The organism is Microbulbifer sp. (genome assembly GCF_051659245.1).
Classification (GTDB): Bacteria; Pseudomonadota; Gammaproteobacteria; order Pseudomonadales; family Cellvibrionaceae; genus Microbulbifer.
Window position 1 is genome coordinate 1 of record NZ_JBOFOC010000039.1, and the last position, 24,975, is coordinate 24,975.

At 62.3% G+C, this 24,975-nt stretch carries 15 protein-coding genes and 1 tRNA gene; 8 read left to right on the forward strand and 8 right to left on the reverse strand.

Features of this window, described 5'->3' with window-relative positions; genetic code table 11:
* Positions 1-209: 209 nt before the first annotated feature.
* The 6 genes from ligA (at position 210) to ACRC0P_RS04235 (ending at position 6,505) form a co-directional block, all read left to right on the forward strand.
* A complete protein-coding gene (gene ligA / locus ACRC0P_RS04210; RefSeq protein WP_438628536.1) occupies positions 210-2,174 on the forward strand; it encodes an NAD-dependent DNA ligase LigA in 1,965 nt (654 codons plus the stop codon).
* Between the two features lie 11 nt (positions 2,175-2,185).
* Positions 2,186-3,925 carry a DNA polymerase/3'-5' exonuclease PolX gene (gene polX, locus ACRC0P_RS04215; protein WP_438628537.1) on the forward strand — a complete coding sequence of 580 codons (1,740 nt, stop codon included), beginning with the start codon at positions 2,186-2,188 and terminating at the stop codon, positions 3,923-3,925.
* Between the two features lie 2 nt (positions 3,926-3,927).
* The gene (locus ACRC0P_RS04220; protein ID WP_438628538.1) at positions 3,928-4,710 is read left to right on the forward strand and encodes an Fpg/Nei family DNA glycosylase; all 783 of its coding nucleotides are present in this window, start codon (positions 3,928-3,930) and stop codon (positions 4,708-4,710) included.
* A gap of 235 nt (positions 4,711-4,945) precedes the next feature.
* Positions 4,946-5,533 carry a TetR/AcrR family transcriptional regulator gene (locus ACRC0P_RS04225; RefSeq protein WP_438628539.1) on the forward strand — a complete coding sequence of 196 codons (588 nt, stop codon included), beginning with the start codon at positions 4,946-4,948 and terminating at the stop codon, positions 5,531-5,533.
* A gap of 32 nt (positions 5,534-5,565) precedes the next feature.
* Complete coding sequence (locus tag ACRC0P_RS04230; RefSeq protein WP_438628540.1) at positions 5,566-5,853, forward strand: YciI family protein; 288 nt, start codon at positions 5,566-5,568, stop codon at positions 5,851-5,853.
* A 40-nt stretch (positions 5,854-5,893) separates the two neighbouring features.
* The gene (locus ACRC0P_RS04235) at positions 5,894-6,505 is read left to right on the forward strand and encodes a DNA-3-methyladenine glycosylase I (RefSeq protein WP_438628541.1); all 612 of its coding nucleotides are present in this window, start codon (positions 5,894-5,896) and stop codon (positions 6,503-6,505) included.
* 394 nt (positions 6,506-6,899) lie between these two features.
* Here ACRC0P_RS04235 and ftsH read toward each other — a convergent pair whose 3' ends face one another.
* Positions 6,900-8,822, reverse strand: coding sequence for an ATP-dependent zinc metalloprotease FtsH (gene ftsH / locus ACRC0P_RS04240; RefSeq protein WP_438628542.1), 1,923 nt, complete (start codon positions 8,820-8,822; stop codon positions 6,900-6,902).
* 347 nt (positions 8,823-9,169) lie between these two features.
* On the opposite strand from ftsH, the gene ACRC0P_RS04245 reads away from it, so the two are divergent.
* Both ACRC0P_RS04245 and ACRC0P_RS04250 read left to right on the forward strand, forming a co-directional pair.
* Positions 9,170-9,246: transfer RNA gene (locus ACRC0P_RS04245), tRNA-Arg, on the forward strand.
* A gap of 679 nt (positions 9,247-9,925) precedes the next feature.
* Positions 9,926-10,756: a M90 family metallopeptidase gene (locus ACRC0P_RS04250; protein WP_438628543.1), complete on the forward strand. Its 831-nt coding sequence runs from the start codon at positions 9,926-9,928 to the stop codon at positions 10,754-10,756.
* Between the two features lie 231 nt (positions 10,757-10,987).
* Here ACRC0P_RS04250 and ACRC0P_RS04255 read toward each other — a convergent pair whose 3' ends face one another.
* The 7 genes from ACRC0P_RS04255 to ACRC0P_RS04285 form a co-directional block, all read right to left on the reverse strand.
* Positions 10,988-12,238 carry a c-type cytochrome gene (locus ACRC0P_RS04255; RefSeq protein ID WP_438628544.1) on the reverse strand — a complete coding sequence of 417 codons (1,251 nt, stop codon included), beginning with the start codon at positions 12,236-12,238 and terminating at the stop codon, positions 10,988-10,990.
* Entirely contained in the window at positions 12,228-12,785 is a 558-nt protein-coding gene (locus ACRC0P_RS04260) for a (2Fe-2S)-binding protein (RefSeq protein WP_438628545.1), read from the reverse strand. The genes ACRC0P_RS04255 and ACRC0P_RS04260 overlap by 11 nt, the downstream gene beginning before the upstream one ends.
* Entirely contained in the window at positions 12,786-15,596 is a 2,811-nt protein-coding gene (locus tag ACRC0P_RS04265) for a xanthine dehydrogenase family protein molybdopterin-binding subunit (RefSeq protein ID WP_438628546.1), read from the reverse strand. It abuts the gene before it with no gap.
* Between the two features lie 320 nt (positions 15,597-15,916).
* Positions 15,917-19,963 carry a translocation/assembly module TamB domain-containing protein gene (locus tag ACRC0P_RS04270; protein WP_438628547.1) on the reverse strand — a complete coding sequence of 1,349 codons (4,047 nt, stop codon included), beginning with the start codon at positions 19,961-19,963 and terminating at the stop codon, positions 15,917-15,919.
* 1 nt (position 19,964) lies between these two features.
* Complete coding sequence (locus ACRC0P_RS04275) at positions 19,965-21,749, reverse strand: autotransporter assembly complex protein TamA (RefSeq protein WP_438628548.1); 1,785 nt, start codon at positions 21,747-21,749, stop codon at positions 19,965-19,967.
* Between the two features lie 230 nt (positions 21,750-21,979).
* The gene (locus tag ACRC0P_RS04280; RefSeq protein ID WP_438628549.1) at positions 21,980-22,354 is read right to left on the reverse strand and encodes a hypothetical protein; all 375 of its coding nucleotides are present in this window, start codon (positions 22,352-22,354) and stop codon (positions 21,980-21,982) included.
* A 456-nt stretch (positions 22,355-22,810) separates the two neighbouring features.
* Positions 22,811-24,724 (reverse strand): acetoacetate--CoA ligase, encoded by a 1,914-nt coding sequence (locus ACRC0P_RS04285; RefSeq protein ID WP_438628550.1) that lies wholly within the window; start codon positions 24,722-24,724, stop codon positions 22,811-22,813.
* Positions 24,725-24,975: the final 251 nt, after the last annotated feature.

Consider the following 24,975-nt stretch of genomic DNA (forward strand, 5'->3'; position numbering starts at 1 on the left):
GAGGCATGGATGCCGATTACGAGCGTACAGGGATGTATTAAAGGGGGGCGCCCAGCCCGTGTCCCGGAAAGAGGCACCCCACCCGGTCCCGCACTTAGGGTGGAAAAAACGAAGAATTCAAACAGGCTCTTAGAGCACAGGGTGGACACAAGATTCGCCCATCCCATCCGCAGGGGAAAACCGGATTCCACTGCTATCTTCATATCCATATGGATTTCAAACGCAATCCCCACACCGATTTCAAGGACATCGACAAACTCGGTAAGAAAGAAGCCGCCGAGGAAATTCGCGCGCTGCGCGAAGGCATCAATTACCACGACCATCTCTACTACGTAAAAGACTCGCCCCAAATTGCCGACGCCGTCTACGACAAGCTATTTCAACGGCTACAAGACCTGGAAGAAGCCTTCCCCAACCTCAAGTCCGGGGACTCGCCCACGGTACGCGTTGGCGCCGAACCGGTCAGCCAGTTGAAAAAGATAAAACACAAGGTGCCACTTCTCAGCCTGCAGGCCAGTCTCGACGAGAAAAATATTGAATCCTTCCTGAAAACGGCGCGCAAAAAAGCGGGCATCCAACCCGTCAAGTACGTCCTGGAGCCGAAGTTCGACGGCCTGTCTGTGGAAGTGATCTACGAGAAAGGGCGCTTCAAATACGGCACCACCCGCGGCAACGGTGAAGTGGGTGAGGATATCTCCCACAACCTGAAGACGATTCACGCACTGCCGCTCTCGCTGCAGCACCGGGATGACGCGCCCGCCACCCTGGCGGTCCGCGGCGAAGTCTTTATGCCCAGGGACGGATTTATGGCCCTGAATAAACGACGGGTGGAACACGACGAAGAACCCTTCGCCAACCCCCGCAATGCCGCCGCCGGGTTGATGCGCCAGTACAAATCGCGCCAGGTTGCCGGCAAGCCACTGAGCCTGTTCTTTTACGAGATATTGGCGCTGGACGGCGAACTGCCGCCGACCCACGAAGAGGTACTGGAGCAGCTGTCCCGCTGGGGGCTGAAGACCAGTCCGCTGAATGAATCCGCCTCTTCCCTCAAACAGATCGAAAACTACCATCACAAACTCGCCGAGCGCCGCGACCATCTCGACTACGAAATTGACGGCATCGTGATCAAGGTAGACGACCACAACCTGCGGGAAGCCCTGGGTACCCGGGACCGCAATCCCCGCTGGGCAATCGCCTGGAAATTCGAGCCCCGCAAGGAGGTGACCCAGGTGGAGGATATCGCGGTGCAGGTGGGCCGCACCGGCATACTGACTCCGGTCGCCCTGCTGCAACCGGTGGACGTCGGCGGCGTCACCCTAAGCCGCGCCACCCTGCACAACGAGGGGGAGGTGCAGCGCAAGGATATCCGCGTGGGCGGCCGCGTGCGCATCATTCGCGCCGGCGACGTGATTCCGGAGGTGGAGAAGCGGGTTGTACAGCCCGGCAGGAAGCGCGGCAAGGTCTTCAAAATGCCCAAGCGCTGCCCGGTCTGCAATTCGCAAGTGGTGCGCGAGGGCGCCTATCACCTGGGAGCAAAGGCCGCCGATCAGCTGGTGCGGCGGGAGATGGTGCACAACCTCGCAGACCTCTACACCCTGGATACTGACGATTTCAAGTCATTGGATGGCTTCGCCGAGCGCTCCGCCACCCAGCTGTACGACGCCATTCAGGGCGCTAAAGAACCGCGCCTCGACCGCTTCCTGTTCGCCCTCGGTATTCCCCGCGTGGGCAGGAAGGTGGCAAAACAGCTTGCCGGGGAATTCCTCTCCCTGGAAAAGCTGGCCGATGCCAGTGAGGGGGAAATAGCAAAGATACCCGGTATCGGCGCGGAAGTGTCCGCCGCCACCGCCAACTTCTTCGCCGATGACAACAACCGCGAAGTGCTGGAGCGGATGCACAAAAGCGGCGTCCGCGTGCAGTCCATGCCCCGCCGCGGCAAACAGCCCTTGAAGGGTAAGACTTTCGTATTCAGCGGCGGACTGGACAAGATGACCCGGGACGAAGCCAAGGAACACGTCGAAGCCCTGGGCGCGCGGACCACCTCCAGTATCAGCGGTGAAACGGACTACCTGGTGGTGGGAGAAGGCCCCGGCAGCAAACTGGATGAAGCGAAAGAAAAAGACGTGAAACGTATCGATGAGAAGGAATTCCTGAAATTACTCGGGGATTTCTGAGGTAACTTGCCATGCCGATGCACAACAGCGAAATCGCCGACAGCTTCGAAAGACTGGCCGACTTGTTGGAAATCGAAAGTGCCAACCCTTTTCGCGTGCGCGCCTACCGCAACGCCGCGCGCACGGTGCGCGGCTATCCGAGAGGCATGTCGGATCTGCTGGAGGACGGGGAAGACCTGTCCGAGCTTCCGGACATCGGCAAGGACCTGGCGGAGAAAATCCACGTTATGGTGGAAACCGGCAAGCTGCCACTGCTGGAGGAAGTGGAGTCGCACACGCCCCCGGCGCTGAGCGAGCTGATGAAAATCGAAGGACTGGGCGCCATACGGGTCAAGACCCTGTACAAGAAACTCAAAGTCAAAAGCCTGGACGACCTCAAAGCGGCCGCACAGGACGGCAAGATTCGCCAGGTATCCGGCTTTGGGGAGAAGAGCGAGGAGAAAATCCGCAAGCATATCGAGCGCTATGCCGGCGGCCAGGAGCGCACCAAGCTGATGGACGCGGAGGATGTCGCCAAACCACTGATCGAATACCTGAAAAAAGCCGAGGGGATCAAGGATATCATCATCGCCGGCAGCTACCGCCGGCGCATGGAGACGGTCGGTGACCTGGATATATTGATCACCGCGAAAAGAGGCCTCACCGGAAAAAAAGGCGACTCGTCGATTATGGACCATTTCACCGACTACGATGAAGTTGCCGAAGTGGTCTCCAAGGGCAAGACCCGCTCCACCGTCTACCTGCGCTCCGGAATGCAGGTGGACCTGCGGGTGGTGCCCCAGGTGAGCTACGGCGCCGCGCAGCATTATTTTACCGGCTCCAAATCGCACAATATCGCCGTGCGCAAAATGGGCGTCAAGAAGGGCTACAAGATCAACGAGTACGGCGTTTTCAAGGGTGACAAGCGCATCGCCGGCGAGACCGAAAAATCGGTCTACGAAAAGGTCGGCCTGCCCTATATCCCGCCGGAACTGCGCGAGAGCCGCGGCGAACTGGAGGCGGCAAAAGAGGGCAAACTGCCGAAACTGATCACCCTGGAAGACATCCGCGGCAATCTGCACACCCATACCAAGGCGACCGACGGCCGCAATACATTGAAGGAAATGGCGCAGGCGGCGGCGAAACTCGGTTACGAATACCTGGGTATCACCGACCACTCAAAACGGCTTACGGTAGCCAAGGGCCTGAACCAAAAGCGCCTGCTGGAGCAGATCGAGGAAATCGACAAGCTGAACGAGAAGCTCGACGATATCGTCCTGTTAAAATCCATAGAAGTGGACATCCTGGAAGACGGCTCCCTGGACCTGCCGGACAGTGTATTGAAAAAGCTGGATTACGTCGTCGGCTCGATACACCACAAATTCGACCTGTCGCGCAAGAAACAGACCGAGCGCATACTGAAGGCCATGGACAACGACTGCTTCAATATCCTCGGCCACCCCAGCGGGCGGCTGATCAACGAACGGGACGCCTACGAAATCGACCTGGAAAAAGTTCTGCGGGGCGCCAGGGATTCCGGCTGCTATATCGAACTCAACGCCCAGCCGGAGCGCCTGGACCTCACCGACGACGGCTGCAAAATGGCCAAGGAAATGGGGGTAAAAATATCCATCGCCACCGATGCCCACAGCAGCTCCAATCTGAACTATATGCGCTTCGGTATAGACCAGGCCCGCCGGGGCTGGCTCGAGGCCAAGGACGTAATCAACTGCCGTTCCCTTAAAGAGTTGAAAAAGCTCTTCAAGAAATAGCCATGCCTGAACTACCCGACGTCGAACACTTCCGCCGTTACTTCAACGCAACATCGTTGCACCAGCGCATCTCCCGGGTGCATGTGGAGGAACCCGCGCTGCTGTTCGAGACCTCACCCCAGGGCCTGGGGCGCGCCCTCAAGAACCGCGACTTCCAGTCCACCAGGCGCCACGGAAAATACCTGTTCGCGGACACCGGGGAGCGCTGGCTGGTACTACATTTCGGCATGTCCGGGGCGCTCCACTACTCGCAAAAGGATACGGGCAGGCCCCAATACACGCGGCTATCCATCGAATTTGAAAACAATCATCAACTCGCCTACACGGCACCGCGCAAACTGGGCCGCATCGCCCTGGCGGACTCACCGGAGGAATGGATCGAGGCGAGGGAGCTGGGAGAGGATGCACTGGACATCAGCGAGGAACAGTTTCTGCAGAAGCTCTCCAAACGCCGCGGCCAGGTAAAGTCCTGGCTGATGGACCAGCACAGCCTGGCGGGCATCGGCAATATCTATTCCGACGAGATACTGTTCCAGACGGGCCTCCACCCTAAGCATTCCCTCCAGGATCTCGATGAAGCGGACCGCAAGCAACTCTACCGCACAATAGGCTCCGTACTGAAAACCGCCATCGAAAAGAAAGCCGAACCGGAACGGATGCCGGACAAGTTTCTCCTGCCCCACCGCAAACAGGGCGGCCACTGCCCCGCCTGTGGCACAGCGCTGAAAAGCCTGTCAGCCGCCGGCCGCACCGCCTGGCACTGCCCCCGCTGCCAGGCCGACTGAGTTGCGACCGAAATCATTCCTTCCCCGGAAGTAACTACTCCTCATTGGGAAAGTGCATTGGCTTAGGGGAACCACTCTGTAGGAGCGGGGGGGGGGCGGCCATCCGCCCATGCCCGCGATCGGCCTCTGTTCGCGGGCATGGCCCGCTCCTACAGGGTGAGTGCGACTCTTGACACTATAGGACAACCGTCCTAACCTGTCGTGCGTTTCAGTTACGGCCGGACAGGTTTCTTTCATGAGCGCAAAAACAACCCGCGATCACATCGTCGAAGCCGCGAACCAGCTGTTCTATCACCAGGGGTACGAGCACACCTCGTTCTCCCATATCGCAGACGCCGTGCAAATCTCGCGCGGCAACTTCTATTACCACTTCAAATCCAAGGACGAAATACTGGACGCCGTGATTGACGCCCGCCTGGCCAATACCCGCAAAATGCTGGAGCAATGGGAAGCCGAGGGGGACAGCCCCGAGGACCGAATCCGGAGCTTTATCCATATCCTGATCGTAAACCGCAACCCCATAAAGCGCTACGGCTGCCCGGTTGGTACGCTGTGCACCGAACTTGCAAAGCTGAATCACGCCTCGAAGACGGAGGCGAACAGGCTGTTTACGCTGTTTCGGACATGGCTGCGCAGGCAGTTCACCCTGCTCGGCCACAAATCGGATGCCGATGCGCTGGCGATGCACCTCCTCGCCCGCAGCCAGGGGGTCGCCACGCTGGCGAATGCCTTTCACGATGAGAAATTTATCAGACAGGAAGTCAAACAGATGTGCGACTGGCTGGAATCCTACACGAAAGGCGCCGAGTGCGATGGGAAATGAATCCACCCAAACCGACAAAGGAGAATAACCCAATGTTTATCGTTCTTCTCAAGTTTTCCAACAACAGAGGCCTAGCCGGACAATTTATGGACGGCCATAAAGACTGGCTCCAACGCGGTTTCGATGACGGCGTATTCCTGTTGGCCGGCAGCCTTCAGCCCAACCTGGGCGGCAGTATTGTCGCGCACAACACATCGCTGCCGGACCTTCAAAACAAGGTGAACGACGACCCATTTGTCGCGGAGGGTGTGGTTACAGCGGAAATCCTGGAAATGTCGCCGTCAAGAGCCGACGAACGGCTCGAATTTCTGATCGCCTGAGAGGTATTTCCCACTCTGCCATTGCAAGGACACCGGATATATGAGCACAACCATAACAGGGCCGGACGGGAAGCCGCGCTGCCGCTGGTGCGGCGCCGCACCGGAATTTCTCGATTATCACGATACCGAATGGGGTTTCCCGGTTGACGACGATCACCGGCTGTTTGAAAAACTGAGCCTGGAGGGCTTTCAGTCCGGACTGAGCTGGCGCACCATCCTCGCCAAACGCGAGAACTTTCGCAAAGCCTTCCACAACTTCGACTTCGGCAGGATAGCGCGCTTCACCCAGCGGGACGTTAATCGCCTGCTCAAAGACGAAGGCATCGTCCGCCATCGCGGCAAAATCGAGGCAGTCATCAATAACGCGCAGCGAGCCCTGGAACTCGTCGAGCGGGAAGGTTCCTTGGCCCACTTTATCTGGCGCTACGAGCCAGACGCAAAGCAACTTGCAAAACCCCAGACCGCGTCGACCTCCGCGGAGTCGGTCGCGCTGTCGAAGGACCTGAAGAAGCAGGGATGGAAATTCGTCGGCCCCACCACCGTGTACGCCTTTATGCAGGCCATGGGCCTGATCAACGACCATGTCGAAGGCTGCGCAATGAGGGAAAAAATCGCTCGCGCGCGAAAAAACTTCAAGCGGCCGGGACTCTGAGCGGGTCCGCAGGGCAATTTTTGTAGGATGGGCAAAGCGAAGCGTGCCCATCAAGGCCCCGCAGATGGGCACGTCGCTGCGCTCCGTTGACTTACCCCCCATGGTACTCGCCTGCTTCTCAGGACCTTCAGCGTCCAAATCGGCAATCCTGCCGTTTTGTCCCATCCTACAAGGAGAAGCGGCTTATCTTAATGCCATTCCGGTTGGCACTAAATCCTCCTGTAGGAGCCTGCTTGCAGGCGAATTGGGCTCGTCAAAGCACCGCGAATGTTCGCCTGCAAGCAGGCTCCTACAACGCAGAATTCCAGCGTAGGGGCAGTCTGGCGCTTAGCGCCCTTCGAGCCCGAACAGATTTAGTTGAGGAAAGGTCCCGCGCCGATAGCCGGGGGCATTTCTAGTCCTTACGTTTTTTTTCCCGCTGGATAATCGATTGAATCTCGCCGGACTCCAGGGTTTCCTTCTCCAGTAACGCCTTCGCCAGCACATCCAACTGGTCGCGGTGCTTCTCCAGCAGTTCCCTCACCTCCTCTTCGAGCTTACGAACCAGCTCGCCGATCTCCTCGTCGATAATCTGCGCCGTGTGCTCGCTGAAATCCTTCTGCTGCGCCATCTCCCGCCCAAGGAAGATGTGCTCCTCGCCGCGGCGGAATGCCACCGGCCCCAGCTTTTCACTCATGCCCCAGTGGGTCACCATATGCCGAGCCAGGGTGGTGGCCTGCTTGAGATCCTCCTCGGCACCGGTGCTGATTTCGTTGAAAACCACCTGTTCCGAGGCGCGGCCGGCGAGCATCACGGCGATGCGGTCGCGCAGGTAGCTGGGCCTCAGGCTGTGGCGCTCCTCCTCGGGGATCTGCTCGGTGGCCCCCAGGCTGCGCCCGCGGGGGATAATGGTGGCCTTGTCCAGGGGGTCGGCGTTGGGCAGCAGGCTGGCGGCCAGGGCGTGGCCGGCCTCGTGGTAGGCGATGATCTCCTTCTCGTCGTCGCCGATCACCATCTCCCGCTCACCACCCAGCACCACTTTGTCCCGCGCCAGCAGCAGGCAGGCCATATCCACCGCGGGCTTGTCCTCGCGCCCGGCCAACAGGGCGGCCTCGTTGATCAGGTTTTCCAGGTCCGCGCCGGAAAAACTCACCGTGAGCGCCGCCATCCGGTCCAGGTCAACATCGTCGTCGAGGGGCACCTCCCGCGAGTGTATCTCCAGGATCGAGCGGCGGGCCCGCTTATCCGGCAGGTCCAGGGTGATCTTGCGGTCGAAGCGGCCGGGGCGCATCAGCGCGGCGTCGAGGACATCCGGGCGGTTGGTGGCCGCCATCACCACCACCGCCTCGTGGGGGTCGAAGCCGTCCATCTCGCCGAGGATCTGGTTCAGGGTCTGCTCGCGCTCGTCGTGTCCGCCGCCGATGCCGGTGCCCCGGGCGCGGCCCACCGAATCGATCTCGTCGATAAAAATGATCGACGGCGACTCTCGCTTGGCGCTCTCAAACATATCCCGCACCCGCGAGGCGCCGACGCCTACAAACATCTCGATAAACTCCGAGCCGCTGATACTGTAGAAAGGCACATCGCTCTCGCCGGCCACCGCCTTGGCGAGCAGGGTCTTGCCGGTGCCCGGCGGCCCCATCAACAGTATGCCCTTGGGAATCTTGGCTCCCAGTCTACGGTAGTGCTCCGGGTCCCTCAGGTAGCCGGCAATCTCCTGCAGGTCCTTCTTGGCGTTCTCCAGCCCCGCGACATCCTCGAAGGTCACCGTCGATTCGCCTCGCTCGAAGCGCTTGGCCCTGGACTTGCCAAACCCAAAAGCCCCTCCGGGCCCGCCGCCCATGCCCCCCATGCCGCCCATCCGCTCCTGCATCCGGCGCCCGGCATACCAGAAGAGGCCGATGATCAGTATCCAGGGAAGCATGAGCAGCAACAGCCGCGACCACCAGCCTTCCTCGCCGGGTTCAGCCTGGATGTTTACCTTGTGCTCCTCGAGCAGGGGCATCAGCTCCGGATCCTCCACTGGAGGCAGGGTGGTGACAAAGTGTGAGGGGGGAAGGGTTTTGTCCGCCGGCTCCCGCTGGCTCTCCGCCCGCTTCAGCTCTCCCGTCAACCGGTCACCCTTCAGGGTCACGCTGGCCACCTCGCCCGCTCGGAGCTTTTCCTTGAACTCGCTATAGGAGATCTGCTGTCGCTCCTCCCGCTGCTGAAAGTTCGCCCAGAACTGGGTTACCGCCAGGAAGACAAGAATCCAGACCAGGTAACGCCCCCACGGCATCGGCTGCAGCGGCGGCTTCTGCGGGCGGACATCTTTGTCGCCATCCGGCTCATCGGTCATAGGCACCCGGGCACAAAAGCGCGCCCCGGGACACATCCAGGCCCCGGAGGCGGCGTACACCATGAAAATAGTCCCTGTCGCTTGGCCCCAGTATAGTTTCCCTGGGGCCCTATCCCCGCCGGCCCGGGAGTGGCCGCCCGGTCGCCCAGGCCTCCGGCGGCCGTAACGGCTATCTTTAACCAGGGGCTTGCAAAGCGCCTCACACCGGGGCAGAATGCGCGCCCTACCGGCTTCCCCGGCACCTCAAAAGGACCAGGAAAGCCCGTAAGCTGCGGATTTTTAAGGATATTTTTCTTAAAAAAGAGTTGACGAGGCAAGGTCAACTCACTATAGTTCGCACCCACAACGCGCTCGTAGCTCAGCTGGATAGAGTACCTGGCTACGAACCAGGCGGTCGGAGGTTCGAATCCTCCCGAGCGCGCCATACAAAAAAGGCCCCATCCGCCAGGATGGGGCCTTTTTTGTATGGCGCGAGTTAGCCTCCCCAGGTTCGACAAGCTCGCGAGAGCGAGCTTGGACCGAGCGGCGCCGCCGCGAGCCCGAAGGGTCCAGAAACGCCAAAGCGTTTTTGGAGTCCGTCCTCCCCGCCCCCAACCACTCAGCCCCACCGCACAACGGAACCATCCCCCACCCCAAAACTCATAGTCACTAAATTCAAAATGCCTTCCCGACGGGAAGCCAGCCAAGGAATGTCACAGGCAACCCGTGCACCACTCTGCCCAATCACAACCCGATACCATCTTTTCTCCGCGCTTGGTCCTCTCGCTGCTGATCGCTACCCTCTTGCACATGGCCCTACTGTCACTTCCCCTCGCTCTGCCATCCAAAACCGAACCAGCCAACAACTCAATCCAAATTACCATTGTTCACAACAACCATAAGGCAACAGGTCTAACAACCGCCCCTTATAAAAAAGACAAAAAAACGGAGACACCTGTGCTGAAATCCGGGAACTGGTCCCGCTCGATATCGACAGCAATGTCAGCCAGTCCTTTAAAATCAAATGCACCAAACCCAGGCGGTCACAGGAGGATATAGACCGGCTCGCACGCAAATACGGAATTCCCTAGAATCCCCTGAACGAAGGATAAGCAGCAAATCCCATGGACACCTTTCTAGCCATAATCCTCCTGGCCATCCTCCTCTGGCTGGTCCCCATCTATTACCACCGGTGGCGCCGCCACCGCCTGCGCGCCAGGCCGCTGGGCGCGGAGCAGATTCGCCTGCTGGAGGAAAACCTTCCCCTCTACCGCCACCTGCCCCCGGAACGGCAAACGGAACTCCAGGCCAATATGAGCCTGTTCCTGCACGACAAGGAGTTCGTCGGCTGCAACGGGCTGCAGGTGACGGAGCCTATGCGTATCTGTGTGGCCGGTTTTGCCTGCCTGCTGTTGCTGGGGCGGGAGAACCGCTGCTATCCCTATCTGCGCACGGTGCTGCTGTACCCGGGTACCTATGTGGCCCGGGAGACCTATGTGGAGAACCATATCGAGACCACGGCGCACAGTGCGCGGGAGGGGGAGGCGCACTATCGGGGGCCGGTGGTGCTGTCCTGGGGGGACCTGGAGCAGGATATGCAGCACCCGGAGGAGGGGCGCAACGTGGTGCTGCACGAGTTTGCCCACAAGCTGGACGAGGAGGACGGGAGTTACGACGGGCGGCCGGTGTTTGCCAGTGCCGGCGAGGGGAAAAACTGGGCCCCGGTGCTGAAGCGGGAGTTCGAGCTGCTGCGCCAGAAACGGGACCACTGGGGAGAGGATGAGGAGTCCCCTCCGGTTCTGGACTTCTACGGCGCTGAGTCCCCCGCCGAATTCTTCGCGGTAATTACGGAATCCTTTTTCGTGATACCCGCGGCGATGCGAGCGGCCCACCCGGAGCTGTATCGGGAACTCTGTGCGCTTTACCGGATCGATCCCTGCGATCTACTGACTTGAATGGCACTAAGTTCAGCAATAACCGCCATGCGAAGACCCTGATGCCGGGTACGACCTTGCGGGACTGTCTGCGAGAGGGACCTCGCAGACAAGCCTACAGGGATGTATTCACGGCGGGTCCCGCAAGGTCGTACCCGGTAGCAGGGTCGCCACAGAGCCTTAACTTAGTGCCCTTTCATTTACAGACTTAAGTTTCACAGTTCAAATCGGGGTGCCGGCAGCCGGAGCGCCTTATTCCCGTGCTCCCAGGTATCCGTGATCCGAAAGCTCCCCGCGTATTTTCGCCACCTCCTCCGCGCTCACCTCGGCTTCGGCGCCGCCCCAGGCGCTGCGCATAAAGTTCACCAGCTCCGCCAGCCGCGCATCATCCAGTTCGCGGTGGAAACCGGGCATGCCGGCGCGGGCGCGGGTGCGGCTCAAACGTTGCTCCGGCAGGCCGCGCAAAATCACTGCAATGCTGTTGTGGGGATTCCGCGCGCGAATGGCGGCGTTGCCGTCCATGGGCGGGGCGAAGGCCAGCAGGATGCCCCTGCCCTCGCGGCCGTGGCAGCCGGCGCAGTAGGCGATAAAATCCCCGCGCCCGGCCGGATAGCGCGCGGCCGCCTGTTCCATGTTGTGGAAATCCGCGGGACGGCTTTCGCCATCGTCCAGCAGGTAGGTGATTATCGCGTTGAGGTCTTCCTCGGAAAGGTGCCTCAGGCTGTGCTTCACGACCCGGAACATCTCGCCAAACAAAGTGCCGCGCTCGCTGCTGGCGGTGGTAAAAAGCTCCATCAGTTGCTCGCGGGTCCAGCCCTGCCGCTGCAGCGCCTGGGGACGGATATCCACCGCGTCCCAGCCCTCCAGCACATTGCCGGCGAACCGGTGTTCCATTTCCATCGCCTGGGCGAAGTTGCGCGGCGTATGGCACTCGCCGCAGTGGCCCAGGGCGTTGACCAGGTAATTGCCCCGCTGCCACCGCGCACTCTTGTCGCCGGGCTGGGGCAACTTTTTCCCTTCGTCGAAATAGAGCCAGTTCCAGGCGCTCAGGCCGAAACGCAGGTTGGCGGGAAAGATCAGCCGGTTTTTCGGCGGCGAATATTCCACCGGCGGCAATTGCATAAAGTAGCGGTAGAGCGCGTCGATATCCTCGCCGTCGATCAGGTAGTAGGAGGTGTAGGGCATGGCCGGGTAGAGGTTGCCGTGCGGGCCCTTGCCCCGGCGCATGGCCGCGTCGAAATCCTCCAGGGTGTAGTTGCCGATACCGGTTTTCCTGTCGGGCGTGATATTGGCCGAATAGATGGTGCCGAAGGGCGTTGGCAGGGGTCGCCCACCCACAAAGGGGCGGCCACCGGTGGCGGTGTGGCAGGCGATGCAGTCACCGGCGGCGGCCAGGTAGCGGCCATTTTCCACCGGTGTCTGTGCAATTGCGGAGCCGCATAGCAATAACGCCGCTATAAAAATAACCGGCAATTCGCCTGCAAGCAGGCTCCTACACGACATCGCCACTTCCTTTGTTTTTCACCAGCCCGGGGGTGGATTCGATCACTTCCTTGATCGCACGGAAGTAGCGCACATAGCCGGTACAGCGGCAGATATGGTGGTGGAGCGCCTCGGTAATGGTGTCCTCCAGTTTGTCCGCGGCCACCGGTTCCCTTTTCAGACGGTCGAGCAGTACGGTGGCGGCGTTGACAAAACCCGGGGTGCACCAGCCGCACTGGAAGGAAAAGTGGCGCAGGAAGGCCCGCTGTATCGGTGACAGCGCCTCGATTCCTCCATCGGCACTGCGTTTCGCCTGCCCCTCCACAGTGACGATTTTTTTGCCGTTGAAACGGCCCACGCCATTGATACAGGTGCGCACCGATTCCAGGCTGCCGTCCTCCCGTTCCAGTACCACCACGCAGGCGTGGCAGACGCCGATACCGCAACCCAGCTTGGTGCCGGTGAGATTCAAATACTCCTGCAGGAAATCCAGCATCGAGGTGTACTCGGGTACATCCATCGCCACCGGATCGCCATTCACTGTCATGGATACGGGGATAGTGGCCATTTACACCTCTGGATTGAGTGCCCGGCGCAGAATTTCCGGGGTGATCGGGGTGTCGTTGAAGCGGATTCCGGTAGCTTGGTAGATGGCCTCGCTGAGGGCGGCGACAATGGGAATCGCCACCACTTCGGCGATGCCCTTGTGCGGGTCCGTCTCCGACTCGGGGTCCAGTATCTCGTGCCGCTGGTTCCACACCCCCACATCCCGGGCCAGCGCCACCTGGTAGCGGTTCAGGTTCCAGGTGCCGTTGCCGGCACCCTCGGCCAGGGGCGGCAGCACTTCGTAGAGCGCGTGCCCCACCCCCATGGCCACGCCGCCCTCGATCTGCCCCTCCACCAGCTGGCGCACGATCAGGCGGCCGCACTCCATGTAGTTCTGCAGCCCGAGAATTTTCACCTCGCCGGTGCCCTTGTTCACCGCCACTTCCACCAGTGCAGCGGTGGGCGCGTAGTAGGTGACCATGGCGTTGTTGAGGGAGGTTTTCGGATAGCGCACCGCGCGGCGTTTGACCACTCGATAGTCCGCCGAGCTTATTCCCGTTCCGCCGCTGCCGCTCCCCGGGCCGCGGCGCAGGGCCAGGCCGTCGACCACCCAGGTCCGGTTTTCGCCGTCCAATTCGAAATCCGCCTCCGCCCACTTCCAGCGATTGAAGGCGTGAACCATGGCTCCGGTGACCAGGCCACTGCGGTGGGCCTCCCGCGCCAGTTGTCGCAGGGACAGCGATGGCAATTGCCGATAGTGCAATCTGCCGCTGCGCCACTGCAGTTGCGCCGGATCGATCTCCTCCGCCTGCCACAGGCGCCGGGCCGCCGGCAGCAGGCCGTGGTGAAACAGAATCCCCGCCGCCTGTTCAGTGGCGTGGCTCTGGAAATAGGAGGACATGGAGGCGGAGCTGGCCATGGCCACCACCGGCGTCCACAAGGGCTCTGCGGACATCTTGTCCTGGTGCGCCTGGCTCATGGTATAGGGGCTTTCGGTCTGGAACTGCTGCAACGCATTCCAGGCCTCGATCTCCGCCACGTGGCACTCACTGGCCGGTGCGCCCAGGGTCTTTTCCAACAGGACCGCCTGGGAAGTCTGGGTGCCGGTGCCCATTTCCATAAAGCCGATGGCCAGGGAAAGTTCGCCGTTTTCGTCGAACTGCACCGCGGCGCTGGGAGCCGCGCCGCCGGTACCGTAGTCCTTGGTGGCGATGGCGAAGCCGGTACCGAAGAAATAGCCGGGCTCCTTTTCCTCGAAGTCTTGCTTGCGCCGGGCGCGCTCGGTCCAGATGGGGTGGGCGCGGGCCTTTTCCAGTATTTCCCGATAGCGCACTTTTACTTGCGGCACCGCGCCCTGGGTATTGCGCCAGCCGGTCTCGGTGGCGTTGCGCAGGCGCAGTTCGATGGGGTCCACACCCAGTTCCTCCGCGGCGCGGTTCACCATCATCTCCATGGCGTTCATGGTCTGCATGGTGCCGTAGCCGCGCATGGAACCGGAGTCCACGTTCATGGAATAGTTGGCGACCGCGGAAATATCGTTGCGGGGAAAGTAGTAGATGCTCTGGATGGCGCTGGCGCCCACCATGGCCACGCTGGGGCTGAAATTCTGCCGGCCGCCGCCATCCACCTGCATTTCCGACAGCAGCGCCTGAAACTTACCGGTGTTTTTATCCACCGCCAGTGTGTTCCTCATATGGAAGGGGTGGCGCTTGAGACCCGCCTGGAACTGTTCGAAGCGGTTGTTGGCCAGGCGCACCGGCGCCTCGCCGAACAGCGCGGCCACCAGGCCGTAGTAGGGAAAAATCGAGTGATCCTTGCCTCCGAAGCCGCCGCCCACAAAGCCGGAGTGCACCACCAGGTTTTCTATTTTTCCGGCGAAGCTGCTCCGGGCAACCAACTGCGCGGCCATTTCCTGGAAGTCCTGGGGCGACTGGCTGGTGAGCACCATATGCAGGGTTTTGCCGTCGGTATCCAGCCAGCCGTTGGTGGCCTCCGGTTCCATCATCATCGGCTCGACGATCTGGGTGCGGTACTCCCCTTCCACCAGGTGCCAATTGCCCGCGGCGCTCTCCCGCTCAATTCGTTCGCGAATCTGCCCGGCGTAATAGATACCGCGCTCGCTGACGCTGCCGGCCTGGTCCGCGTGCCTGGGCCACACCGCCTTGTGGTCGCGGTACTGGGGAAAGAAGAGCCCGTCGTCCAGCGGCGAGTAGAGGTCCTCGCCGGTGGGTCCACCCGGGCCCTCCACGCGGATAATCCGCCAGCTGGCGTAGGGGTCCCGCTCCATCGGCGGGGTCTGCTCGCCGTAGCGAATAAACTCTTTGTTGAATTGCAGTGCCTGCTTGGCGGTGGCGTACTTCTCGAAGTTGTCGAACAGCAGCATGGCCACGGCGTGGCCGTAGTAACGCGGGGACTCGCCTTCCGGCAGCAACATCAGGTCGCCGTAGAATTCCGGCAGTTTTATCCCCTGCTGTTGCAGTGTTTGGGCGGTGACGCGGGCGTAGGGCTCGGCGCCGGTGGGAATCTGCGACCAGTCGAAGCCGCTGAAGCGCCGCTCCACCCGGTTGCAGCGCACTACAAAGGCGTAGTGCTGCCGATCGGGCCAGCCGGGCATATCCACGGCGCGGAAGTCGCGGCCGAAGATTTTATTGCCGACAACCTTGGCGATGCCGTCGGTGCGGAAGGCGGGCCCGCCGCTGCCGCGCCAGTCCGGCAGTTCCGCCGAGGTCTGCCCGCGGCTCAGCTGCCACAGGGCCGGCGCGGCGAATATTGAGATGCCGGCGACGGTGCACAACTTGATAAAGTGGCGCCGGTCTGGGCGGAATGTTTCCATCGCTTTCCCTGCGAAGGTGGTGCCTCGGGCGAGGTCGATCGCGGCCATGGGCGGATGGCCGCCCCCCCGCTCCTACAACGGTCTGCGGGCGCCCCCGCCCCTCTCCCCCCGCCCCTCTCCCCGCAGGGGAGAGGGGAGCCGAATCCCGAATCCCGAATCCCGAATCCCGAATCCCGAATCCCGAATCCCGAATCCCGAATCCCGAATCCCGAATCCCGAGTCCCGAGTCCCGAGTCCCGAGTCCCGAGTCCCGAGTCCCGAGTCCCGAGTCCCGAGTCCCGAGTCCCGAGTCCCGAGTCCCGAGTCCCGAGTCCCCAGAACTAATAGTCCTTCTTCCACTGCAGCTCCACACTGCCGGCGCCGCTTTCCCCCTCAGCGGCGGATTTGATCTCCAGGCTGAGGTTGCGCTTCAGTTCTATCTCCATTTCCGCCTGCCAGGGGTTGAGGGGGTCTGTGCTGCGCTGCAGTTCGATGTAGATGCGGTTGGTGATGTATTTGCCCAGGCTGAGGGCGTACTGGTCCTGCTCACCCTCGGCGGCCTCCTCCTGCTGGATATCCAGGGTGTCCACCCCCAGCAGGTCGCGGGTCTTGGCCAGGGGGTCGAAGGTGGGGCCGCCGCTCTGCAGAGTGCGCACCACACTGACCAGGCGCACCGCCTGCAGCGGGGAGATATCCGACAGTGATTTGCCGAACAGCAGTTGGGCGAAGATCTCGTCCTGGGGCGCGGCGGGGGAGGAGCTGAAGGTCACATCCAGGTCCCGGGTGGTGCCGGTGATTTCCGCGGTAATCTCCCCGTCGCTGTATTCGTGCACCCCCTTCACATAGATGGCCGCCTCGTTGTTTTCGAACTGCACCTGTCCCTCCCGCAATTCGAAGCGCTTGCCCAGCAAGTCGAAACTGCCGCGCACGATGCGCAGCTCGCCGGCGGCGCGCGGTTTGGCCGCGGTACCGGCGATATCCACCTTGCCGCGCAGTTCCGAATCCAACCCCAGGCCGCGCACGTAGGACTGCTGGTCCAGCACCACCTGTATCGCCAGGGCGATATTCTGCAGCAGCGGCGGCGCCCGCTCCGGCTGCGGCCCCTCCAGGTCCACCTCCACTTCCACCACTTCGATCTCCGGCACGCCGCTGCCGATCAACTGCTCGATCTGTACTTCCAGGGGGCGCAGAGTGAGCACGCCAGCCAGCTGCGCGTCCCCGGTGTCGCCGGTCAGCGCCAGTTCGCCGGAGATTGCGCCGCGCACCGCCGGGGTGTTGAGCAGGTGCGCCCTGTCCGCGTGCAGCCTGAAATCCAGCACCGGCGACACGCCCTCCGCAAAGCGCACCGCGCCGGCCAGGCTCACGCTGCCCTTTTCCGAGTCCTCCGCGCGGGCCCGCTCGATGCGCCACGCTTCCGGGGTCAGGCGCGCGGCGAAGTCGATGCGGCGCAGGCGGGTGCTGGTGGGGCGGTGTTCATAGGAGCCGCTTTCCAGATCGACGTAGCCGTGTATATTCGGCCACTCGCTGGTGCCGTCGGCATTCAGTTCGAAGCGCAGCTGCCCGCTCATGGCGTGGATCTCCGGATCGATAAATGCCGCTACCACCGCGAGGTCCGCGCTGCCGCTGCTGTCCAGTTTCAGCGGCAGCGAGGGCTTCTGCGCCTCGGGCGGAGTGTCCGCAAACAGCTGCTCCAGTATCGGCGCCACCGCCAGCCGGGCGCGGGCGTCGATGGCGCGCCGCGCGCCGTGGCGGGCGTCCAGGGTCATTTGCAGGTTCTCCCCCTCGGTGCGCCAGTCGAACACCAGTTCCAGGGGCTGCGCGGATTCACCGCGGCCCTGGCTCAGCAGCTTGAACTCGCCTTCCAACTGGGGGCGCTGCGGGCTGCCGGCGGCGGTGGCCGACAGAGTCACCTCCCCCCGTTCGGTGATATCCGCCGCCAACCATTCGTCAAAATCCTCTAGTACCGCCCGGCCGCGCACTTCCAGGTCCAGCCGCTGCCGGTCCAGGCTGCCGTGGGCGGACAGCTGGTTGCGCTCCGCCCACACCAGTTCCACTTCCGACAGCACCACCCGGCCACCGCCGTAGGCCAGGCCTCCCTGCAGTTGCCAAGGCTCGCCGCGAAAAGCCCCCAGCCCCAGAACCTCTGCGCGGGCCTCGGGATTGGCGAAGGGGCCGAAAAACTCGCCGTCGATACTGATTTCGCCCTCCAGGGAAGGGGGCAGTGTCACCCCCGCCAGTTCCGCCAGGGACACGGGGATATTGCGCCCGACCACCCGGCCCCGGGCCCGCGCCGCCCTGGGCTCGATAATGCCGTCCACTTCCAGCCAGGCGTTGCCATCGCGGCTCAGTCGCTCCGCGTCCGCGGCGAGGGTGGCAACGGGGCTTTGCTGCGGACTGGGGCCTATATCGGGCTGAGGGCTCCCATCCGGCTGAGGGCTCCCATCCTGCTGAGGGCTCCCCGGCTGAGAGCGCTCAGAGATCAGCGACTGGGGGCCGCGCAGGGGTTGGGCACTGAATCGGCGCGCGCCGCTGTCGGCGAACAGGTCCAGGCGCAGCCGGTTCAGGTCGATCTTGTCCAGGTCCCCGGCGGCACCGCCGCGCAATTGGTAGCGGTAGTCGCGATAGCTGCCGTCGGACCGGATACGCGCGGACAGCCGGGGGTTTCTCCAGAGACCGTCGACATCCACCTCCGCGGTCATGTCCATTGCAACACCCTCGGCGGCGGCCAGGCCCAACTGTTCGGCCGGGCGAAAACCCTCCGCATTTACCTTCAGGTTCAGGTCCAGGCTCTCGCCGGCGATATCTACTGTGCCGTCGCCGTCGATGCGCAGGTGCTCGCTGTCCAGAAGGATCTCGTTGAGAATCACCCGGTTGAGATCGCCCCGGGCGCCGGCCCGCAGTTGGGCATCCAGTTGTCGATAGACCAGGGTGGCATCCAATTGCGCGGTCAGTGCCGGGTTTTTCCACGGGCCTTTGGCGGACAGTTGCAGCCGCTCCACACTGCCGCCCAGGTCCGGCGGAATTTCCACCTCCCCGGTCTGCGGCAGCGCTGCCAGCAGTTCGCGGATACTGTCCAGCGCCAAGCGGTGAATTTCCCCCTTCAGGTCGAGGGATTCACCGGCGATATCCACCGTGCCCTGCGCTGCCAGTTGCGCGCCCGCCAGCGCCACTGTGGCGGCGTCGATAACGATCACCTTGTCCCGGGTCTGCACCAGCCCCTGCAGGCGCAGCGGCTTGCCGCTGTAGCGGCTGTCGAGGTCCAGGGTGCCGGACACCGCCGGCAGCTTCAGCGGCCCCTTGATCTTCAGGTCGGCGGAGAGATAGCCGCCGTCCAGGACGTCCTGCCAGGGGCGGGAGATCGCCAGCGGCAGGCGGTTGAACTGGATTTCCGCGTCCACCGTTTCCCCGCTGACGGTGCCGGCTATGTGGTGCCGGCTGTCGTCGACACGCAGCTGCAAACCTTCGGTGGCCAGTTTCCAGGGGGACAGTGTCAGCGCCGCGCGGCCGGAGAGTGAAAAACGATACTGCACCAGCGGCAGGGAAAAGCTTTCGATATGCAGCAGCAGTTGATCGTCTCCCGGCCGCCAGAGGGCGACGTGCCCCTCGGCGTCCAGGGCCTGCCCCTGCGGCAGTTGCAACAGGGTGCCGACAAAGCCCCCGGGATTTTCCTTCGCCGAGAACTCCAGCACGTAGCGCCGGTTCTCGACCTCCCTGCCCTGCAGGATCAGTTGCAGACCGGCGCCGTTCAGTTCGCGCACTTCCAGCTGTATCCCCGCCGGTTCACCCTCCCACAGATAGCGCCCGCTGGACCTGACCGAGACCGCCGGCAACCCGGCCAGGCGCCGGTCGATTATCTGCAGGCGGTCGATCTGCAGCGAACCGAGGCGAACGGCCGGCGGGGAAAAAGCTTTTTCCTCGGCAGGCTCGACCGCATCGCGGGCCGCCTGCCTCTGCGCCTCCAGCAACTCCTCGAGCACGTCGTCATTGAAAATTAATTCCTCCGCGCCGATCTTCTCGATATCGATGCGGTTGCCGATCAATCCGCCGAGGCTGATGTCCACCTCCAGCCCGTGTCCCTCCAGCAGAACCTCTGAGCCATAGTGGATTTTCAAGCGGGAAAAAGTCCAGCCGCCCAGGTGCTCGCTGCCGATTTCCCCCGCCTCGATCCTCAGCTCGGGAACCCGTTTTTCAGCGACGTAAAGGGTGCCGTGGGTGAGCAGCACCCGCCCCCATTCGGTGCCCAGCAGCAGTAGCAATGCCAGCGGCAGGGCGAGCAGCAGGCTAAACAACAGCGAGCGCCGCTCGCCCAGGCCGTGCCACAGGCTGTGCGCCACCGAGCCCAGGGCGCGGACGACAGCGGAGAGATAGGCTGCGAGTGCGCCCCACATTTCAGAACGCCTGCCCGAGACTGACGTAGACCTGGAGCCCGTCGTCGAGGCCTTCGCGGCGGTCGAGGGGAACGGCGAGGTCCAGGCGCAGGGGCGCGAAGGAGGTGAAATAGCGCACCCCTACGCCGGCGCCCCAGAAGAGATCGGAAAAATCCGGGCTGGGGTCCGCGTAGGCGTTGCCACCGTCGATAAACAACACCCCGCCCCAGGTGTCGCTGAAGCGGAAACGGCCCTCCAGGGAAATCTCGCTGAGGCCGCGGCCGCCGATGGGATCGGAGAGAGTCGGTTCGCCGCCCGGCTCTTCCGGCGGTATCGGCAGGCGCGGCCCCAGGGCCTGGTAGCCGTAGCCGCGCACCGAGCCGCCACCGCCGGCGTAGAAGCGCTCGTCAGCGGGTATCTCCAGGTTGTCGATACCGGAAATGACTCCCGCCCTGACACGCACCGCCAACGTGGGTTCATAGCGCATCTGTTCCGCGGTCTTGTAGCCGGTGAGCACCAGGATACTTTTCACGAAGTGGGTGTCGTCGTTGTTCAGGTCCACATAGGGTTTGACTTCCAACGCCGCGGTGGCACCGTGGCGCGCGTCCAGCAGGTTGTCGGTGGTGTCCCATTTCAGGCCGAGGGGAAAGGACAGCAGGCGGTAGTTCTCGGTGGTGCCCTCCTCTTCGTCCACCCGGCTGAATTTGAGCTCGGCGCCCACGCCGGCGGTGCGGTGCTCACTCAATTTGCGGCTGACCGCGGCTCCTACGGTCAGGGATTCGGCGCTGTAGGATTCCCTCTCCTCGTTGGAGAATTCCGTCTTGGCGGAAAAGTTTTGGTCGTCGCGCAGGAAGCGGGGCACCAGCAGCTGGCCTTTCAGGGTCTGCTGCACAGGATTGAGCTTGCTCCCCACTTCGATTTTTTCCCCGCGGTGCAATACATTGCGGTGCTCCCAGCCGGCGGAGACGCCGGCGCCCTCGCTGGAGGTATAGCCCACCCCCAGTTTCACAGTGCGATGGCTGCGCTCCTTCAGCACAAAGGTGATATCCACCCGGCCGCCGCGGGGACTGGACACCTCGCTGTTGGCGCTGGCGATCAGGTTGGTGCGCAGCAGGCGCAGGCGCGCGGCATCGATCTTGCTGCGGCTGAAGCAGTCGCCACTGTGGATCTGCAGTTTCTTGCGCAGGAAATCCGGCTCCACCGAGGTGAGCCCTTCGATCCTCACCTCGCCCACCACCACCTCCGGGCTCGGCGCGACAATATATTCCAGGCGGGCGGCGGCCTCGCTGTGGATCACCGCGGCCCGGTAACTGACATCGATATCCAGCAGGCAGGCGTTCTCACCCAGATACTTCTCGATCGTCTCCACACCCTTGAGCACCTTCTTCGCTTCCAGCGGATCGCCCTCGCGCAGGGGCACACCGCCAAAACCGCGGCGCAGGCGTTCCGGCATCTCGATGGTGAGACTCTTGATACGGTATTGGGGGCCGGGGTTGACCTGGTAGAGGATCTTGCCGCCGCTCACCGACTGGCGCACGCGGGCGGCGTAATAGCCCCGGGAGCGCAGCAACTTTTCCAGGGAGCCGCGCTCGTAGCGGGCCACGTCATGGGGGTCTTCGTAGGCTTTGAGCTGGCTGCTGCCCTTGCGCAGTTTTTTCAGTTCCTCGCGCAGCCATTCCCTCAGGGCTTCGTTGCCCTGGACGCGTATCTCAAATCCGGGCAGACGGTCGAAGAACGGAATGGCCAGCGCCGGCTGCAGCGGTATCACCAATAACCCCGCCAACAGAATACCAATTAAAACTCGCAATGGATTCGCCTGTTGTTCCGATACTTCTGTCGGTAGGTATATTTCGCCAGTTCGTAACTACTCCCCGTGTGGCGGCCCTGCTATCGGGAGCCGTTCGTTCAACAGCCTCATCGGTCTGTTTATCAGCCGCAGGCGCTTTTCTCTGACGGCTCCCGATTCAGGGCCTCCGCATCAAGCTCCGGCATTCTGTTCCCGAGTCCTGGGGGCGAGTAGTTACGCCAGTTCTTCCGTCAAGGCCGGGGGGCAGCCTGTTCCATCAGCGGGTTGCAGTTGCGGATAATGACGCGTCCTTCGAGCAGGTTGCCCTTGGAGTATTCGGAAAAGATGCACTCGTTGGTCTTGGGATCGAAATTCTCGATCCACAGATTGTCCTCCTTCCAAGTAGAGCCGATATGGCGCTGTCCATTCGGCACCTTGATATGCATAACGCCGCCAAAGCGCTTCACGAACACCTGCTGGTAGTGGAAGTAGTAGGCGAGCCAGCCGGCCAGGAAAATAATGCCGGCGACAATGGCGCCTTTGCCCAGGTGGCCCAGGCGGCTACCGGCGAAGAGGGCGAGAATGACGAGGGCGATCACCGCCGCCCAGTAGAGATAGGTAACCATAGGCATTCATCCGTGAGGATTTCGGGATTGGTATTGCGCGTTAGGGTAGCGTATTTGGGTGGTTGGTGGCGAGTGGTTGATGTCGGTCGGAACTGTAATACTCTGCGTCAAATCAAGCTCTCATTGACTCGTCATACCGGCGCAGGCCGGTATCCAGGCTGGTGGCACCTGGGTTCCGGCCTGCGCCGGAACGACGAAAGTCCATCGTAGGAGCGAACCTTGTGCTCGCCCAAATAAAGGTCAATCAAGCGACGATATCGATGCGAAGGACCTGATGCCGGTGGCTTTTTGCGGGACTGTTGGCGAGAGGGACCTCGCCGACAAGCCTACAGGGATGTATTCACGGCGTGTCCCGCAAAAAGCCACCGGTAGCAGGGCCGCCAAGAAATTGGCTACAGAGTTCCCCGACCTAGTGCCTCCGCTTGGCAAGCGACGAACACAAGGCTCCCCTACGGGTCACTCCGCAGCCAGCTCGGGCAGGTTCTCGTAGAGCTTCAGCGCCCCCGGATTGGCCAGCGCCTCCACATTTTTCACCGGTTTGCCGTGCACCACATTGCGCACGGCCAGTTCCACGATCTTGCCGCTGATGGTGCGGGGGATATCCGCCACCTGAATCACCTTGGCGGGTACATGGCGGGGGGTGGTGTTGGCGCGGATGGTTCTGCGGATTTTCTGTATCAGTTCGCCGTCGAGTTCGATGCCCTCGCGCAGTACCACAAACAGCACCACGCGCACGTCGCCGCGCCATTCCTGGCCAATGCAGATGCTCTCCAGCACCTCCTCCACCTTTTCCACCTGGCGGTAGATCTCCGCGGTGCCGATGCGCACGCCGCCGGGGTTGAGCACCGCGTCGGAGCGGCCGTAGATAATCACCCCACCGTGTGCGGTGATCTCCGCGTAGTCGCCGTGGGCCCAGATTCCGGGCCAGTTCTCGAAGTAGGCACCGCGGTACTTGGCGCCATCCGGGTCGTTCCAGAAGCCGGTGGGCATGGAGGGGAAGGATTTGGTGCACACCAGTTCGCCCTTTTCCCCGATCACCGCTTTTCCCTCCTCGTTCCAGACTTCCACCGCCATGCCGAGGCCACGGCACTGCAGCTCGCCGGCGTACACCGGCAGCACCGGGTTGCCCAGCGCGAAGCAGGAGATGATGTCGGTGCCGCCGGAAATGGACGACAGGCACAGATCCGCCTTGATATCCCGATACACATAGCGGAAGCCCTCGTGGGCCAGGGGTGAACCGGTGGAGAGCAGCGCGCGCAGTTTTTCCAGCTTGTGGCTCTCGCGGGGTTTGCGCCCGGATTTTTCCAGGGCGGCGATATATTTGGCGCTGGTGCCGAACACGCTGATGCCCTCCTCGTCCGCCATGTCCCACAGGCCCTCCGCCGCGGGATAGAAGGGCGAACCGTCGAACAGCACCAGGGTGGCGCCGCAGGCGAGGCCGCTCACCAGCCAGTTCCACATCATCCAGCCGCAGGTTGTGAAATAGAACAGCGCGTCGTCGCGCTTCAGGTCGCAGTGCAGCCGGTGCTCCTTCAAGTGCTGCAGCAATGTGCCACCGGCGCCGTGGACTATGCACTTGGGCACCCCGGTGGTGCCGGAGGAGTACATGATATAGAGGGGGTGATTGAACTCGGTCTGCACGAAGGTGAGTGGCCGTTCGGGCGCAGCACCGACGAAGTCTTCCAAGGTCACCGCCCGGTCCAGGGACTCGATCGCAGCTGCCGTTTCTTTGTGGTTGCGCGCCACGGGAACGACGACCAGTTTTTCTATGGATTCGATGCGCGCAACCACTTCCCGCAGGCGCGGCAGCGAGTCGATGGTCTTGCCGTTGTAAAAGTAACCCTCACAGGCAAACAGCACCCGGGGCTCCACCTGACCGAAGCGGTCCAGCACGCCATTGATGCCGAAGTCCGGCGAGCAGGAGGTCCAGACGGCGCCGATGCTGGTGGTGGCCAGCATGGCCACCACGGTGTCGATCACATTGGGCATAAAGCCCGCCACCCGGTCACCCAGCCCAACCCCCTGGTCGCGCAGGGCGGCAGCCAGTTGCTCCACTTTTGCATAGAGATCCGCGTAGCTCAGCTGCCGGCGGCTGCCGTTTTCCAGCCGCTCCACCAGGGCGATCCCGTCGTCCCGGTAGCGCAGCAGGTTCTCGGCGAAGTTCAGCCGCGCCTCCGGGAACCACTGGGCGCCGGGCATTTCATCACTGCCCAGGGACTGTTCGCCGCGCTCGCTGGCGATCACCCCGGCGAAGTCCCACAGGGTGTTCCAGAAGTCCTCGCGTCGGTCCACGGACCATTGGTAGAGCGCGGCATAGTCCGCCAATTGGAGCTGGTAGCGCTCGTTTACCCGGTGGCGGAACTGGTCCATCTGGGTGGCGGCGATGGCTTCCGGCGTGGGCTGCCACAGGGGCTGGGAATTGTTGCTCATCTCGGCTGACCTTGTCCGTTCGTCTCTCAAGGGTCGCACATTATTGGCGACTGTACTGTTCGGGCAATCATGCCTTGGCCTGACTGTTAAAAACAGTTTAAACTTTTTAATATTTATTAGATTTTATTTAACAAACCCGACTCACCTGTAGGAGCGGCCCATGGCCGCGATCGATCTCACTTCGTAGCACA